The sequence below is a fragment of the Haloplanus sp. XH21 genome (assembly GCF_023276355.1).
GTDB classification, from domain to species: Archaea; Halobacteriota; Halobacteria; order Halobacteriales; family Haloferacaceae; genus Haloplanus; species Haloplanus halobius.
The window spans coordinates 973,855-989,879 of sequence record NZ_JALLPL010000001.1 but is presented as its reverse complement, the minus strand read 5'-3'; the positions used below and the strand labels follow the sequence as shown (position 1 = coordinate 989,879).

General features: G+C 55.4%; 16 protein-coding genes and 1 tRNA gene. 10 read left to right on the top strand and 7 right to left on the bottom strand.

Annotation, left to right across the window (positions count from 1 at the left end; genetic code table 11):
- Positions 1 to 3: 3 nt before the first annotated feature.
- Genes MXB53_RS05030 through MXB53_RS05005 form a run of 6 tightly spaced genes read right to left on the bottom strand, consistent with a single transcriptional unit; the run spans position 4 to position 4,018 of the window.
- The gene (locus tag MXB53_RS05030; protein ID WP_248896157.1) at positions 4 to 426 is read right to left on the bottom strand and encodes a 30S ribosomal protein S19; all 423 of its coding nucleotides are present in this window, start codon (positions 424 to 426) and stop codon (positions 4 to 6) included.
- 2 nt (positions 427 to 428) lie between these two features.
- A complete protein-coding gene (locus MXB53_RS05025) occupies positions 429 to 1,151 on the bottom strand; it encodes a 50S ribosomal protein L2 (protein ID WP_248896155.1) in 723 nt (240 codons plus the stop codon).
- 2 nt (positions 1,152 to 1,153) lie between these two features.
- Positions 1,154 to 1,408 carry a 50S ribosomal protein L23 gene (locus MXB53_RS05020; protein ID WP_248896153.1) on the bottom strand — a complete coding sequence of 85 codons (255 nt, stop codon included), beginning with the start codon at positions 1,406 to 1,408 and terminating at the stop codon, positions 1,154 to 1,156.
- The gene (gene rpl4p / locus MXB53_RS05015) at positions 1,405 to 2,151 is read right to left on the bottom strand and encodes a 50S ribosomal protein L4 (RefSeq protein ID WP_248896151.1); all 747 of its coding nucleotides are present in this window, start codon (positions 2,149 to 2,151) and stop codon (positions 1,405 to 1,407) included. The genes MXB53_RS05020 and rpl4p overlap by 4 nt, the downstream gene beginning before the upstream one ends.
- 3 nt (positions 2,152 to 2,154) lie before the next feature.
- The gene (locus tag MXB53_RS05010; RefSeq protein ID WP_248896149.1) at positions 2,155 to 3,171 is read right to left on the bottom strand and encodes a 50S ribosomal protein L3; all 1,017 of its coding nucleotides are present in this window, start codon (positions 3,169 to 3,171) and stop codon (positions 2,155 to 2,157) included.
- A 4-nt stretch (positions 3,172 to 3,175) separates the two neighbouring features.
- On the bottom strand, positions 3,176 to 4,018 hold the full coding sequence (locus tag MXB53_RS05005) for an RNA methyltransferase (RefSeq protein ID WP_248896147.1): 843 nt from the start codon (positions 4,016 to 4,018) through the stop codon (positions 3,176 to 3,178).
- A gap of 219 nt (positions 4,019 to 4,237) precedes the next feature.
- Here MXB53_RS05005 and MXB53_RS05000 point away from each other — a divergent pair.
- The 7 genes from MXB53_RS05000 to MXB53_RS04970 all read left to right on the top strand — a co-directional run bounded on the left by MXB53_RS05000 (position 4,238) and on the right by MXB53_RS04970 (position 9,717).
- A tRNA-Gly gene (locus tag MXB53_RS05000) sits at positions 4,238 to 4,308 on the top strand.
- A 197-nt stretch (positions 4,309 to 4,505) separates the two neighbouring features.
- Positions 4,506 to 5,627: a tyrosine-type recombinase/integrase gene (locus MXB53_RS04995; RefSeq protein WP_248896145.1), complete on the top strand. Its 1,122-nt coding sequence runs from the start codon at positions 4,506 to 4,508 to the stop codon at positions 5,625 to 5,627.
- 317 nt (positions 5,628 to 5,944) lie between these two features.
- On the top strand, positions 5,945 to 6,229 hold the full coding sequence (locus tag MXB53_RS04990) for a hypothetical protein (RefSeq protein ID WP_248896143.1): 285 nt from the start codon (positions 5,945 to 5,947) through the stop codon (positions 6,227 to 6,229).
- Positions 6,230 to 6,238: 9 nt separating this feature from the next.
- The gene (locus MXB53_RS04985; protein ID WP_248896142.1) at positions 6,239 to 6,583 is read left to right on the top strand and encodes a DUF6908 domain-containing protein; all 345 of its coding nucleotides are present in this window, start codon (positions 6,239 to 6,241) and stop codon (positions 6,581 to 6,583) included.
- Between the two features lie 71 nt (positions 6,584 to 6,654).
- Positions 6,655 to 6,885: a hypothetical protein gene (locus tag MXB53_RS04980; protein ID WP_248896141.1), complete on the top strand. Its 231-nt coding sequence runs from the start codon at positions 6,655 to 6,657 to the stop codon at positions 6,883 to 6,885.
- A complete protein-coding gene (locus MXB53_RS04975) occupies positions 6,882 to 7,121 on the top strand; it encodes a DUF8139 family protein (RefSeq protein WP_248896140.1) in 240 nt (79 codons plus the stop codon). The genes MXB53_RS04980 and MXB53_RS04975 overlap by 4 nt, the downstream gene beginning before the upstream one ends.
- A 58-nt stretch (positions 7,122 to 7,179) precedes the next feature.
- The gene (locus tag MXB53_RS04970; protein WP_248896139.1) at positions 7,180 to 9,717 is read left to right on the top strand and encodes an HsdM family class I SAM-dependent methyltransferase; all 2,538 of its coding nucleotides are present in this window, start codon (positions 7,180 to 7,182) and stop codon (positions 9,715 to 9,717) included.
- A gap of 29 nt (positions 9,718 to 9,746) precedes the next feature.
- Here MXB53_RS04970 and MXB53_RS04965 read toward each other — a convergent pair whose 3' ends face one another.
- Positions 9,747 to 11,780: a phospholipase D-like domain-containing protein gene (locus MXB53_RS04965; protein WP_248896137.1), complete on the bottom strand. Its 2,034-nt coding sequence runs from the start codon at positions 11,778 to 11,780 to the stop codon at positions 9,747 to 9,749.
- Between the two features lie 125 nt (positions 11,781 to 11,905).
- Here MXB53_RS04965 and MXB53_RS04960 point away from each other — a divergent pair, with 125 nt between their 5' ends.
- Genes MXB53_RS04960 through MXB53_RS04950 form a run of 3 tightly spaced genes read left to right on the top strand, consistent with a single transcriptional unit; the run spans position 11,906 to position 16,024 of the window.
- Positions 11,906 to 13,024, top strand: a complete 1,119-nt coding sequence (locus MXB53_RS04960; RefSeq protein WP_248896135.1) for a winged helix-turn-helix domain-containing protein — start codon at positions 11,906 to 11,908, stop codon at positions 13,022 to 13,024.
- Positions 13,017 to 13,739, top strand: a complete 723-nt coding sequence (locus MXB53_RS04955; protein ID WP_248896134.1) for a hypothetical protein — start codon at positions 13,017 to 13,019, stop codon at positions 13,737 to 13,739. Before MXB53_RS04960 ends, MXB53_RS04955 begins: the two co-directional genes overlap by 8 nt.
- Positions 13,739 to 16,024 (top strand): argonaute/piwi family protein, encoded by a 2,286-nt coding sequence (locus MXB53_RS04950; protein ID WP_248896132.1) that lies wholly within the window; start codon positions 13,739 to 13,741, stop codon positions 16,022 to 16,024. The genes MXB53_RS04955 and MXB53_RS04950 overlap by 1 nt, the downstream gene beginning before the upstream one ends.
- Position 16,025 lies beyond the last annotated feature (1 nt).

The window sequence follows — 16,025 nt, the reverse complement described above, 5'->3', positions numbered from 1 at the left end:
GTGTTACTTGAGTGGCACGAACTTCGAGGACCTGGTCGCGCCGATACCGGCCTGACCGTGCTCGACCGACGTGCGGGTGAGCTGGAACTCGCCGAGGTAATGCCCGATCATCTCGGGCTCGACCTCGACGCGCTGGAACTCCTGGCCGTTGTACACGGCGAAGGTCAGTCCGACGAACTCGGGGAGGATCGGCATGTCCCGGAGATGCGTCCGGATCGGGTCGTTGGCCGTCTCCTCCTCGTCGGCCTCGCGGGCGCGGTCGAGCAGTTTCTGGTGTTCGACCGACAGGCCTCGGGTGATGGTTCGCCGCTGTCGTGCGGGAAGCAGTTCCGCGACCTCGTCGAGCGACATGGACTGCAGCTCGTCGAGCGTGTGACCGCGGTAGGTGAACTCACCTTCGCGGCCGGTTCGGTATTCGGAACTCATGGTTACTTGTTACTGCCTCGTCCGGTTCGCTTCGAGGCGATGTCACCGACCTTCCGGCCCGGCGGGGCGTCCCGCGAGACGGACTTGGGCTGGCCGGGATGCTGTCGGCCGCCGCCACCGAACGGGTGGTCGACGGCGTTCATCGCGACGCCTCGAACACGGGGCCACTTCGTGCCCCGCGCTTTCATCTTGTGGTGGTTGTTGCCGGCTTTGACGAACGGCTTCTCCGTTCGGCCACCGCCCGCGACCACGCCGATCGTGGCGCGACACTGCGGGTTGAGTCGTTTGACCTGGCCGCTCGGCAGCTTCACGACCGCGACGCGCTTGTCGTGGGTCATGAGCTGTGCGCTCGTGCCGGAGGCGCGAGCGAACTTGCCGCCGTCGCCGGGGCTGCTCTCGACGTTACAGACCGGGACCCCTTCCGGGATCTCGGCCAGCGGGAGCGTGTTCCCGGGCTTGATCTCGGCGGAGACGCCGACCTGGATAGTTTCGCCGACGGTCACACCCTCGGGCGCGAGGATGAGCCGGCGGTCGCCGTCCTCGAACTCGACGTCCGCGATGGGCGACGAGCGGGCGGGATCGTGTTCGATGCCGACGATCTCGCCGTTGATGACGTCTTCCTGTTCCTCTTTCTTGTGTTCGAGATCGGCCTTGTAGCGATGGCTGGGGGCACGGAAGGTTGGCCCACCACGACCACGCCGCTGGCCCTGAATGCGTCGTCCCATTGTTAGAACACCCCGATTCGCGAGGCAATTTCCTGTGCGTCGTCGTCCTCGGAGAGGGTCACGATCGCCTTCTTCTCCGCATCAGGCGTGATCTCCGTGTTGACGTTCGTGATCGTCACGTCGTAGCGCGACTCGATGGCGTCGACGATCTCCGGCTTGGTTGCGTCGATGTCGACGATGAACTGGAGCTTGTTCTCGAAGTCCATCTTGTCCATCGCCTTCTCGGTCACCAGCGGATGTTTGATGAGCAGGCTCATCGGTCGGCCACCTCCGCGACGGCGCTCTCCGTCCAGATGGTGAGTCGACCGGCCTGCGTGCCGGGGGCGAGTTCCTCGGCGTTGACCTCGCGTGCGGTCGTCACGTCCGCGCCGGCGAGGTTGCGCGCCGCCTTCGACGGCTCCTCGCTCGTCACGAACAGGATCGACGACGGACGACGGTATTTCCGTCCGCGGGTCTTCCCGCGGCCGGCCTTGACCGTGCGTCCCTCGTCGGCGCGTTCGACGTCCTGGTGGACACCGAGGTTCTCGAGGAGGTCGACGACCTCGCGGGTCTTGACCAGATCCTCGAACTCGTCGCTGACGACAAGCGGGAGCTCGACGCCGTCGTCGAACTGGTGACCGCGCTCGGCCACGCGCTCGCCGTCGACCGTGGCTGCGATGGCCGAGCGGATGGCGAGCTTTCGCTCCTTGTCGTTGATTCCTTTGCCCTGGTCCTTCTCGGCTTTCGGCGGGTGCGCCTTGCGCCCACCGACGGTCTGGGGCACACGGGCACCCTGTCCGTTCTCGCGGGGCACGTGGGCCATACCGCGGCCGCTACCGAAGGACTCCGCCGGGGTTCGCAGCCCGGCGAGGGGGTCGGCACCGTACGCCTGTTTTCGGTTCGCCTGCGCGGCCAGGACGGCACGCTTGATGAGGTCCGGCCGGTAGGCCGTCTCGAAGACCTCCGGCAGGTCCACCGTGCCCGCATCCTCGCCGTTCAGATCGCGTACTGTTGCTTGCATATGTTATCCCTGGTTGGATGCGGTGGAAACGTAGCGCACCTCGGGGTCGAGGCGCGGTTGGTCGTTCGGTCGGACGGCCGGACGGAAGCGAAGGAGTCGCTGGTCCGGTCCCGGAAGCGACCCTTTGACGAGGGCGTACGGGCCGTCGATTTCGCCGTAGTTGACGAACCCGCCGTCGACCGACGGCTCGTCGCCGTCGCCCATGTCGATGAGTCGCTTGTTGAGTTCCGTCCGCTGGTGGTAGCCCGTCTGTCCCTGCTGGGGGACCGTCGAGCGCACACGGGACGGGTTCCACGGACCGAGGTTGCCGATGCGTCGGCGCCACCCCTGGCGGGCGTGTTTGCCCTTCCGCTTCTGGACGCCCCAGCGCTTGACGGGGCCCTGGGTGCCTTTCCCTTTCGTGATTCCGCTCGCGTCCATGTACTCGCCCGCGCGGAACACGTCAGACATGGCGTGTTCCCCGCCGTCTTCGACGAGATCGAGCGCGAAGTCGACGCGTTCCTCGAGCGAGCCACCGCCGACTCGCGTCTCCATCACGTCGGGTTTCTTCTTCGGGACGTTCGCCAGGTCGCTCGGCACCGTGTGGGTGATCATCCGAAGGTCGTCGACCGCACCGCGTTCGACGGCCTCGCGGAGTGCCTCGGCGTCCGCCTCGAAGCTGTCTTCGGCCGGCAGGTCGAGCGTGCGGTCGAGCTCCGAATGGAACTCGTCGGTCCACACTTCGGTTGCCGGCTTCAGTCCGTACGACGTCTGTTCGTAGGCTCGCAGGGCAACGGCGCGCATCGGCGGCGTCTCGACGACGGTCACCGGCACCGACTCCTCCATCCCCTCGCGGGGGGAGTCGGCCTGATCGTTGACCATAACGACGTGGGTCATTCCGGCCTTGTAGCCGGCAAAGCCCTGCAGCGCAGGGGCGCCCTCGTCGTCGGGCCACGATCGGATACGCGGGACTTCGCTGACCGCGCGCTTGCGCGGACCGAATCCCATCGAGCCTTTTCGTGGTCTGCTTGGTTGTGGCATGGATTTACTCCGTGAGTGTCAGGGGCGCGAGCGACGCGAACATCGCCTCCTCCGTTCGCACCGTTTTGCTTCCCTGTCGCGGAATCGTATTCAGCCAGAGGTCGAACCCCGGACCGGGTTCGACGTCCGTGTCGCCTCCGTCGGCGACGACCTCGACTGGTACGTCGAGGATGTCCGGAAGCCCTCGTCCGGGCGCCCCGAAGACGACGGTCATGTCGTCCGAGCGCCCGACGATGTCGGCCAATCCGTCGACCGACAACGCCGTCCCGTGGCGGGACGTGGCGATGCGTAGCCCCGCGTCGGGGCGGGCCAGCGCTTCCGGCAGGTCCGTGCGCCGGATCTCGAACCCCGGAAGGGGTTCGTCGACGATCCGGGCACGGACCGGTTCTCTCGAAGAGATCCTGATGGCGACGCGCTCTCCTTCGCTCACCTCCATCCCGTCGGGGAGGAGGAGGGAGATCGGGTGTTGCAGTCCGCAATTGACCCGAACGCGGCCGTCAGGTCCGACCTCGGTCACGATTCCCTCTTGTAACGACCCCGGACGCTCAGGTCCGGAGCCGGTCCGCGACGCGACGCGGAGGGGCGGCAGGACGCCAGCGTACTCCAGTTCGTCCCGCCGTCCCCACGCTTCCTTTCGGAGGTGAGGGGGCGTGGCGGCGTACCGAAGTACGACCTCAACGAACCCGCCTCCCCAGCGCCGCTCGCCCTCCCCGTCGGGGAAGACGACCAGGCGATCCGCCCGAAACACCGTCGCCGCGCGGGCGACGTAGCCGATCTTGCGAGTTGCCTCGCGTTTGTCCTCGGCTTCTCGGACGAGGGACGACGGCACGAGCACGCTGAGCGTCATGCCGAGCCTTTCCGCGTCACGTCACTAGACTGTGCCATTCGTACCAGAGCCTCCGGTAAAAGGGTAGCGAAAATCTCGGCGGGCTGTGAGGGCGTCACACGCCGCGAAACGCCGATTCATGGGATTTTCTCGCACGAGAGAGACCCCCACGCCGGCGCCGAATCGGCCGGGATTTCGGAACCCTTAATAATCCATCCCGGCTTGGTTTGGATGCGAAGGGCGCTGGTAGTGTAGTGGTATCACGTGACCTTGCCATGGTCACAACCTGGGTTCAAATCCCAGCCAGCGCATCCCTGCGGCCTTCTTCCTCCCGAATTCCGCCGTTTTCGCTGGGAGCAATGAATGTACGTTACAGGTCACGAGGTGGGTTCCAAATCGGAGCCCCGAAGCCGTACAGCGATTAGAAAACGTATCAGGGTCACTTCAACAATACGTATAAAAAAGTCGGGGAGAGCTAGTCTAGACTCTAGATGTGGAGGTAGAGTCGATGACTGACGACGAGAATCATATCGGCGCGGCCGTGCTCGTGACCGACGAATCGAGACAATACGTAAACCCCCGGCAACTCGCATCCTACCGCGAACACCGCCGCCAACTCGCCCAGTGGATGCAGAACCTCGGTAAGGACCCCGAGAAAGCGAATGGGTACGCAGAATCCACGGTGAAAACCCGGATGGCCCGGCTCGACAAATTCTACCGCTGGGTCTGGGAGCAGGAAGACGGCTACACCGAGGACGTATCCGTCTCGCACGCGGACGCGTGGATGAAACACTTAGCGCACCAAGACTACGCGTCGAGCTACAAATCCTGTTGCCAAAAAGCGGTGAAGACTCTGTTCAAGTACCGGAGCTGGGAGCAAGGCGAAGACATCGACTGGGAACCCGTCATCACCTACAGCGATAACAGTGGGACGGACAACCCACGCGACTACCTCAGCCGGGACGAACGCCGCAAGATCCGGGAAGCCTCGTTGGAACACGGATCCATACCCCACTACAACTCCCTTACACCGGAGGAGCGTGACGAGTGGAAGGCCTACCTCGCGCAACGGTTCGAGAAGCCGAAAGAACGGGTCACCAAGTCGGACTGGGACCGGGCGAACAGCTTCAAGACGCCGAGCATGGTCTGGACCGCGATGGATGCCGGCCTCCGACCCGTAGAAGTACAACGCGCCAAGGTTTCGTGGATCGACCTCGACAACGGAGTCCTCCGCATCCCCAAAGAAGACTCCTCCAAAAACACCGACAACTGGACCATCAGCCTCCTCGACCGGACGGTCTACTTCCTCGAACAGTGGTTACAAGAGAGGAAGAATCGGGAGCGGTACGAGGGCAGCGATAAGGTCTGGCTGACACGCAGCAGGAACGGATACAGCAGCCACTCCCTGAATTACCTGCTGGACAAACTCTGCGAAACCGCCGGAATCGACACAGAAAACCGAGACATCACCTGGTACTCAATACGTCACTCGGTCGGCACCTACATGGCACGAGAAGAAGGCCTCGCCGCCGCACAAGCACAACTCCGGCACAAATCCGAGAAGACCACGATGAAGTACGATCAAGCACCCGTCGAGGACAGGAAAGACGCGCTCAACAAAATGGGCTAACACAGCCAAGTATCAGGTACTCGATGGAGTACTTCGGAGGGGATTTGGCCCCTTGACTAAGGCAGTAGGCCCTGAGAGATAACCGGCTCCGAATCTTTCGAGATCAACGTACAGTAGTAAGTCGTTAGTTTCTCAGCACTGTTTCAAACCTTTCTGTCTGACCTGCCGAGTTTGTTTCTGACCTGTTTCAGGCCCATCGTTGCGTTCCTGGTGTTTGGTCCGGAGCTGTTTCGGGGCAGGTTTTCAAACCCTTATCTGTCGAAGTGTAAGATACTTATTTAAAAGTTGTAGACTATTTGTAAGATAAGGTGATTTTGATGCAAGTCGGCACACACGACGACCAGTTGGAAAAGTTCGAAACCCTATACAACTACGCACTAAACAGGCCCTGCGGCCACACCGTAGAATACCGAGGCTACACCCTCGAAAAAGTGGACTGGAGCCACCCCGAACACGACGAGTACAACGTCAGGAACCGGGACGGGACAGTCGTCGAGAGCTACACCATCACAGCCTTCGACTCACCGCAAGACCTGAAACAACGACTCGACCAGCTAATCAACCAAAACCCGTCCAGCGTGAGAGAGGCCGTCGAAGGGTGAAAGCCAGGGGTGGAAGCAGTCAAACAAATCCTTCGAGAACAGGGAACCACAGCCGAGGACATGGAGATCGGGGAACACTACGAGATAGAAGCCTCCGGATCGATGGACCTCACCATCGAGAAAATCGGAGAGAACCGGCTAAGCGTCGCACACTACTACACACAGCACGGCGACATCATGAGCGACCCCGAAATCGTCTTCAAAATCCAAGACAACGAATGGACCCCAGTCCGATACACACAACACCCCAACATTCACCAACACAGCGAAAACGGGCTTCCCTCAGTCCAAGAATTCGCAGAGCAGTGGAGCCGCAACCTCAAAAAACAAGGATTCACCAACACAAACCAGTAACAAAAAACACTGCTCTTTTCCCATCCTCCCCTTTCTCTAATAAAATTCAAACAGTAGACAATTTTTCAGAGATGAACGCGGACCAACTCCTCGAAAAATACGGACTAACCCGAAAAACCACCCAGCAGTACATCGACGCAATCACACGCCTCAACCAGACACAGACCGCCGACGAACTCAACGTCTCCCGCGACACCATCAACCGCTACAAAAACGCCTTCCAAAAAATGACCCCACAGGAACGAACCCTCCTGATCACCGCCCTCGCACAAGACAAACTCCTTGAACACGCTACGGAGTGATTCCTATCGCGCAGGCCTACCAGAAAGGAGACCGCATCAAACTCATACTCGACAAAGAACGCGGCCCCGACACACACCTCCACGGCAAAACCGGAGAGATCATCCATATTGAATTCGACGACGCCTCATCAATCACCGGCAACAGCGAAGACAACTTCATCTACACCATCCAACTGGACAACGGCGAAATACCGGACATCCACTTCCGAAGATATGACTTGAGGAAAGAGGGGTAGGTCTCCAAATATCTGGCCTAATACATATGAGAGTTGAGGGAGACACACGATACAATCAATGCGTCATAATGACCTTCCCCAACTAGATCCGGACTTATTCAAAGGGTTATCAGAGATATCGAGGGTAGAATCAAGCGAGGTCTTGGATGACGGAATTAAAATCACATTAGAAGATTCTACTCTTTACTTCTACCGACCGAGAAGGCCGCAGAGTCAGTTAGAAGATCTTCCAGACGATGTTGATCGGACCTTCTTCGCTACTGCAAACGGATTCATAGGATTCGACAAGACGGCACGGTACTACACCTCTTCCGAAGCAAACTCACTTGTAGAACTCTTGGAGGAGATAATTATTGGCCAAATACAGGGTGATGAGATCAGCATTGATGAAGCGTTAGAGAAGCTGATTGATTCTGGGTACTTAGCAGGGTTTACTCCCAAAGCGGTAACCGAGATTTTAGCTGGCTGGGCAGTCTCCTCGTCTGACGATTCTGTTTTGGATATTGCGACGGGAACAGGCAACCTTCTGAAACAAGCCGCCGAAGAGAACGAAGAGGCGCAATTGGTCGGGATAGAGATTAATCCGGTTATCGCTAAATTAGCTCAAGCCCGGTTGAAAGACATTAGCAACGCTGAGATTCTGAATACCGATTTCTTCGACTGGAATCAGTTAGGTCAGCAAGAGCTGGGTGAAAAGGATGAATCACGAAAGTTTGACGCGGTGATTGGGAACCCACCGGTCGGAAGAATGCATCAAATCATTCCGGAGAAACGTGATGAACTCCGAAACAGATACCCGGATATCGGATCCACGACTGCAGCTGGGTTCGTAGCGAAGGCAGCAGAGCACCTGAAAGAAGGAGGACGTGGAGCATTCGTACTTCCCAAAACCGCTTTGAGAGAGGGTCTGGTGCAACATCTGGTTGAATCCTGTAGCATCCATAGAATCGTAGAAATGCCGATTGGCACATTCAACTACGCTAGAGCTCCAGAACTGGTGCTGCTAACCTTTATCAAAGAGAATAGGTCGCCGGAAGAGCGAGAAACAGGGATTGCGAGATTCAACAAGCCAGAACTACCAGAAAATGCTCGTGGACTCTTTGAGCAACCGTTGAAAGGAATTGTTCAAAACCGACATAATCCCTACGACGCAGAAATCGTGCGAGCATCTCACGCCGATCTTGAAGGTAAAAATGTGATGCGGATACTCTCAAACCCGCCAATCTACGACATAGTCACCTCTGAACAGTTCCCAAGACTGGGTGATTTACCTGGTGTCACTCTCGGATCAGGTGTTCAAACAGGAAATAATGATTTATTTTATTTCAACGTTGGTGAAAAAGAAGATTCGGAAATCGAGGACCGATTCTTCCGACCACTTATCAAGAACCCTCGTGATGACATCCACTCAATTACTGAGGATAGAATTAATCGATATATCTTAGATCTACAATCCTATGTGGAAGAGCAGGAGAAGAAGGGAGTTGAGGTCACAGAGGAGAACATCATCAAAGAGCTGGAGAATGATGGATACAGTGGTTTAGCTGACTATCTACGGGATGTATCAGTTAATCCCCGCAAAAGAGGACCGTATTTCCTACCTGAATACCGGGGCAAAATCGACAGCGTGGACTTGGTTATTCCCGAATTCTTCGACACTCCTCGCTGCTACTCTGTAGAGGTTGAGGACGCAATGTTTGATAATACGATGATTGGTGTCCAAGTTGAAAACGATCAGATAGCAGATGCAATATCACGATTGCTGAATACACCACTTTACAGAGAGTTCTTCCAGACATTCGCCGGCACGATGAATTTGGATTGGTATCGGATGAATATCGGCCAGGCTAAGGATATTCCCATTATCAAGAAGGCTCTTACCGAGGATGTATTTGACCGGATGGCTCCGTTCTTTCCGCCGGATGATGACAATGACTTGATTAGTTTGAATCAGCTTCTGATAGAAAGCTGTGAAAGTGATGAAGGAAGACAGGCGCTTCGTCAGTACTTGGCGTCCAGAGATAATTACGCTTGGTCTTGGTTTATGACTCTACCCGAGTTCGAGGAGTTTCAGGAACTGCTGGAGTCAGATAAAGAGGAAGCGCGGGAGTTTGTCGTTAACCGTTTTGACCAAGAGCTCCTAGATCAGGCTCGAAATACGTTTGAGAATATCGAGTTCTTTGAGGAGCGTAGAGAACTGTTGAACGATTTGTTGATGGAGTTTGAGGAAGGACACTACAGGGGGTTCCTGGCCGGCATTGTTCTCCAGTTTGAAGGAGTGTTAGCTGATCTAGTTGAGGAGGCCGGCGGAGAGATAATTGAGGAAGATCACGAGACCAAGTTCAAGATGCCTGGAAGAGATCGTAGCCAAACAAAGAATCTGGGTAGTTTGATTTCACACTTCTTTGATGGCGTCTTCAGCACCTTCTTAGATGAGACTGTAAGACAGCGACGTAATCAAATCGCACATGGAGATGTTATAGAAAACAGTCGTGAACTCTCAATACACTTCTTCATATCCTTCTATGCTCTCTGTAATGCTTCTCTGAATGAGTACGTACGTTTAGCTGAACAGGACCAACCCGCAGCAGCCTAAGCTACAGACTCCCTCGGTTCTCTAAGCTTTCACAGGAATCGTGAGATTAGGCCTTTGTCTTCGTTGATGTTGAAGGGGAACCAGTCTGCTACGGCTTCTTCGGCTTTGATTTGTATCTGGTTGCCGTCCTGTTGTGCGCGTGCTTCGTTTGGGAGTGTGCGGCCGTATTTCCGGACACTGCTGTAGACGCTGAGTGAATCGTCGAACTTGGCGATGAGGTTACCGTTTCTTCTCTGGAATTGGATGAGGCCGCTTTCGTAGGCGTCTTCCCACATCCATTTCCCGATATCGTATTTTTTCTCGGCAGGTTCTTCAGGGAAGTAGCTGGGTAGTTCCCGGTTTGCCCGGTTGTAGAGGTTTTTGAAGATTTGCCGGGCTTCTGCGAGGGTGTCGGCGTCTTGGCTCCGCATTATGACGTCTCTGGTTTTGAAGATTTCCGCGAACCAAGTGAACAAGGGGTTGCTTCGCTCTGTTAGGTCGTTCACGTACTTCGCGGTTTGATGAGTGTCTTTGAATTGGATGTCGAAGTTGAGGATTTTGGCCCGGTGCTGTATCCGGCTTCGGGGGAGGTTGTCGTTGCTGATGAATGCGAGTGCTGGAATATCTACTTCGCCGGTCCAGTGCTTCTGCCGGAAGTTGAGGTAGGTCTCGATGTCCAGGTCTTTAGGATCGATGTCATCGAATACGACGGGGAAGACTGAGTCGACTCTGCGGACTCTGGTGAGGTTGGTTTTGTTTAGGTCGTCGCCGTCTTTGGGTTCTGTGACATGGCCGTTGGAAAGTAGATGGAATGCGTAGCGGGTGAGAGTGCCTTTGCCGCTTCCGGGTTCTCCGTAGACGTAGAGGCTGGGCAGGTACTTGTCGAGGTCTATGCCGTTGTCTTTGTAGACTGCTGCGTACCGGTTGATGAATGGTGTCCAGAAGAACCAGATGATGGCTTCCCACATCTGGGCCTTGACTGCCTCTGGATGGTCTGTGCGCCCGAACTTGTCCACTGTCTGGAAGTACTGTTCCAGGTATTCCAGGGCTTGATCGATTTTCTCCGGGTTGTCCGGAAGCTCGCGTGTCAGCTCCAGCTGCTTTGCCGATTCAGTTTGTAGTATGAGTTTGTCGTCGCTGTTGAACCACATCTTCGGTGCTCCGAACTTCTCTTTCGAGTGTTTGCTGATCGCACCGGGTGAGGCTCGAAGGGTTTTGCCGTCTATCGCTGCATCGATGGAGCGGGTTTCTTCTCTAAGGTCGGTGAGAATGTCGTCGAATCCGTTGAGTGATTGTGTGATAGTCTGATCGGCTTGGTTCTCGTTGTTGCTGACGGCTAGTGTCAGGTCTGGGTCTTCGAATTCTCCTATGATGGTTGCTTTTTCGACGTTTGCTTCGTCCAGTCGTTCGGTCAGTTCTTGTTCGAGTTCGGCCTCTTCTTCTTGGGACGTGGTGCGGCCGTCCACCCACGCGTGTATGATCTCTTCGCGTTCTTTGTCGTCGACCTCTTCGAGCTGGTCGGTGAGGTCTTGCATGAACTGGTCGGCGTAGCCTTTGTGCTCGTCGTACCAGGTGTCGAAGACGTTGTCGAGCGGTTGGTTGCCATCGGTTTTGAAGACGGCTATCGCGTTTTTTTGCCGTGTTGATCCCCAGCCTTGTTCGCTGAGGTTGGGTGATCCGAGGATGTTGGTCCGAGAGCCGTCTTGGTGTTGTAGTATGTATAGTTTGGAGTGGACCTCGTTGCTTCGGAGGCTGGCGAGGTAGATGCGTAGCCGGTTTTCGCGTTGGAGGCGTTCGAGTTTTTCGGCGAGTTGTTCTTTGCCGCGTAGTTTCTTTCTGTAGTCGAGTGTGTTGTCTCCGATGACGACTTCGAGGTTGACGTCGTCTGTTCCGATGTCTTGTAGAAGGTTGAGGAGTGTCTCCGGTGAATCGGAGTATGTGATTGCGCGTATGTCGGTTACGTCGTCGGTGAAGTAGGTCTCGAAGTTATCTCTGGTTTTGAGTGTGGCTAACTCTAGCTCTGCTTCTTCGTCTTCGCTGAGCTGTACTGCGGTTTCGTAGAGTGTGTTTGGGTTTTCTGGCATGGGTTTTCCCCTCCTCCGGTGTGACCTAGAAACGGTCAACTGTCCTACTAGTGGAATAACCGGCAAAGGTTTTAATAGTTTTGCTGATGGAGTATAGTTTGAGAAAACGAGAGTGGTTTCACCTAATGGATGACGAGCAAGACAAACTGAATCGGTTCCAAGAAGCATTCGAGAGGGGTCAGGAAGGCCAGATCAGTAACTATGAGGCCTGGCTACAGGACCAGGGAATCGACTCAGAGAAGGTAAATAGAGAATACTTGGAACAGTACTTTCGGGAGAATCCGGAGAATGCAGTAAACCACGAGGAAGAGTTAGAGGAAGTTGCGGAGTACATCGGGTTCTTCTCTCAGCGAAGCAACGTCTACCACCTCCCGGTTATCGGAATTTCGGAGGTAGGGAAGACCCAGTTCATTCAAACAGTCTCCAACCTTCTCGGCCAGATCGAACCGGAGATCGAGCAGCGGTCTTTCAAAGCAGACGACTTCACGGAGCTTGGTGAAGAGGAAGAGAGAATCTTCGAGGTCAGAGATGAGCTTCGAGGCCTGGAAAAAGTCGTTGTCTACGTTGATGACTGTGAGTGGGCAGAGGAGGAGAGTCTTATCGAATCATTCCGTGTAATCGAGAGCGTTGTCGACGACGCGTTCCTTGTCACGTCGTGGACTCCTGAGTACTGGATGCACCACAGGGAGGATGTTGAACCAGTACTTCCCTCCTCTACTGAGATCCACCTCTCTCCGTTCTCGGAGAAGGATTCACTGGAGGCGTTGAATCAGGTAGTCAAGGTACTGTCCGATGACGGGTTGGATCTCCCCGAGGAATTCCTTGAGGAAATCCACCGGTACAGCACCGGGATTCCCGGTGTCTTCACGGAATTGTTGCTTGCTTCGCTACGCGAGGCGTTTGTGAAGGAGTTGGAGTTGGGTAGTAGTGAGTCGGTGGAGTCTGCTGCAGGGAAACTGAACCTCGACGAAGTGGAGGAGACAGTGTATGAGTTATCGGATACGAAGGTAACGATTCTGACCCATATGTTGCTGTGGAATCATAGGGAGGGAATACGGCCGTCTCAGCTTGTCGACCTGCTGGACAGGGACAAGTCGACGGTGTCGTACCACCTGAAGAATTTGCAGGCAGATGGCTTGGTTGAGTCTGAGAAGCAGGGTCGTTCAGCGTACTACAGGGTCAAGAATCAGGTTAAACCATTCATCCAGACCAGAATCGCGCAAAACGGTGAGTACAATGGCTAGCTACAAGATACTACCATTACGGAACGAAGGCATTGATCTCGAAAAGATCGAAAATCGCGTAGAGAATATGTCGGCGCTGGAGTCCAGCGCAGACTTGAGAAGTGGCACTCTGCCGCGCAGCTTCCAAACCTTCCAGGGCGAGATTTGCTACGTCGAGTACGCACAAGAAGAGGAGACAGAGGTCACGACCCTAGATGGAGATGACGAGAAGATCAAGGTCGCGGATATGTACCCAATCATCTTCCTCGGGAACGGCTACGTGGCCTACGACGCGAATCTTCCCAATCAGGACGTAGAAAACGCTATTGTCCGAATGGTGTCGAATCTGTTGGACACAGATATCCACTATGAAGCTGTGACGTTTGACGAGAACGGTATCAAGGACGTCGTTGATCAGGCGAATACAGTTCGCGAGGCTGATTTCAAGCCGTCAAGTCAAAAGCCGAACAGTGTCTCGGCACGGTACCTGCCTGGTCTCCAGGAGACTGAGATCTGGCAGCAGTACGAGGCAGAGCCCTTGGAGAAGGCGAAGGTCGATCTTCCTGATCAGTCGACGTACAACATCTCCTTCTATGAGAAGGGCAAGATCACGATTCACGGGAGACAGATCCCGAAAGATGTGCAGGTGGATATTCTGCGGTATATCGCCGACGAGGTCGTGGCTAACTTGGATATTGATTCTTTCCAGAAGAAGCTGGGAGGTGAGTTCCAATGATGTTGACTAATATTTTCCAGATGCGGAATGCGCCGCAGAATCCGTCGATGCGGCGGGTCAAATTGAACGGTTTACCTGTCGACGAGAAACGGGACAGGATTTCATTCATACAGGCCATTATTTCGAACTTGAACAAGATGGGTATCGACGCGTCGTTGGCACCGCAGGACAGTGAAGGGGACATCACTCTTCTCAGTCCTGACGGTAAGGAACTAGATCTGGTCAGAGCCACTTACGACAGCTTCAGCCCTGAGTTCTTGGCCAGTAAGAAGGCGACCCAGTACGAGGTCAGGGAGGCCTGGCAGAACCGGGTGAGGACTCATTTGTCGGAGAACGGGTTCCAGAAGGTTGGACGCAAGTATGTCAGAGTGGAGGATATCCTCAATCCGTCCTCGGATTTCAAGGAGGCCTATGAGATCCAAGCGGAGATCATCGACGGGGAGCCAGCAATTTCTATTGATCCGTGTACTCGCATAATGGAGAGTTTATCCGGTGAGGATATTCAGCGGGCAGGTAACCCGGATGAGCGTGTTGATGTGCAGGTTCTTCCGAAGTGGAAGAGCGGTGAACTGGTAGGTCGAGCAGGATTCAAAGCCGGTGACAAATCCTTCGAGTACCACGGGGAAAGCCTCCCGACGCCGAAGTACTGGAAGAAAAAGTACGACATTGAGTTCGTGGATGGCGACGAGGAGATGCTTGACATCTACATCCCGGATTACGATATGGAGCTTCCGTATCCGGCGTCTGTCGTCTTCGGAAGCTTCAGCCGTGGACGTTCGCTTCCGGATGATTTGAAGAAGGATCCGAAGCAGAGGGTTTCAGAAGCTGCTACGGCAATCGACCAGTACTTCGACTCGATGCAGTTCACCGGGATTGAGGCTGATCTAAGTAAGCTCACCACTGCGAAGGAGCTGGGTTACAGCACCCCCAGTTTCGGTAGTTCTTACGACTTTGACGTCCGCTTGGGCGGTGATCGAAAGACGGGGGTTAATGATATTCACAAGTCGCTGAAGAGGAACGGTCCTTACGCAGGCCCCGTCAACGGTGAGTACGTTGTCATCACTCCGGAGGACGGCCGTGAAATTAGAGACGGATTCGACGAACTGGCCAGTATCTACAACCAGTTGAATCTGGGTAGTATCTCCCGGTGCAGTGAGGTCGGAAACGATGGGATCATCGAGGTTGGAAGCCAGAACAGCAATACCTACGCCAACCGGATTACCGAGGTACGCGATCAGCTGGATGCTATCGATTCTGACCTGATCGCCTTCGTTGTCCTGCCTGGCCACAATCAGGACGTGTACTTCCAAGCGCGTGGAAAGCTGTTCGAGAGGTTATTCGGAAATAATCCGGTTCCAGCGCAGGCCATCCAATACAAGAACGTGGTGAAGCTGGCGAACGATGACGGCTACTTCATCGGGGTGAATACGGCTTCCCAAGTGTACGTCAAGCTTGGGAAAGTCGGATCAGCAGTCTGGATTTTGGATGAACCCGCAGATGCACACGTACCCGGAGTCGAACCTGGCAGTACGTGTTATGCTTACCACGACGTCTCCCGGAGGCCGGACAAGAAGTCTGCGGCAACAGCTTACAGCGCCACTACTGATTCCTACGGGCGTTACATCGCCACAGGAGCTCAGCCGACCGGCGGCGAGAAATTGACGCCGAAAGTGTTCCACGATATTTTGAATGAATTGCTTCGGAAGGTTTCGGCGTTCCACCGCCGACAAGAGACCAGCGGTGAGAAGGACTTCCACTTCAAGCGGCTGGTGTTCGCCAAGGACGGAAAGATCGGTTGGAAGGAGCAGAAGATGATGAAGAAGGTGATCAGGGAAGGCGTCCCGAGCGAAGGGAAACGGCCTATCTCTGAGATCCTCGACGAATCCGGGCTTCTGCCGGATGATATGATTATCGATGTGGTCAGCGTCAACAAGTCTCCGAACAAGCGCGTGGTCACCCGTGACGGAAACGGGTTTGACAACGTTGCCGGCGGGAACGCGATGATCTACGGCGATGAAAGCGGACTCCTAGTTTCACACAAGCCGGAAAGGGGTACCGCGAAGCCTCTGGAAATTACGGCGAACGACCACGTCTCCCTAAACAGGGATGACGTCCCGGAACCAGCCGCCGAAAGTCTACTCAAAGAGTACTACAACCTGAGCTACTTGAACTGGTCCTCAATCTTCAGCCAGGGCAAGTACGCCTTGCCGCAGATACTGACGCAAAATCTCGGAGAAAACCTGTCCGCCGGAATCGACGTCCCGGAAAATATGGCAATGATATAAC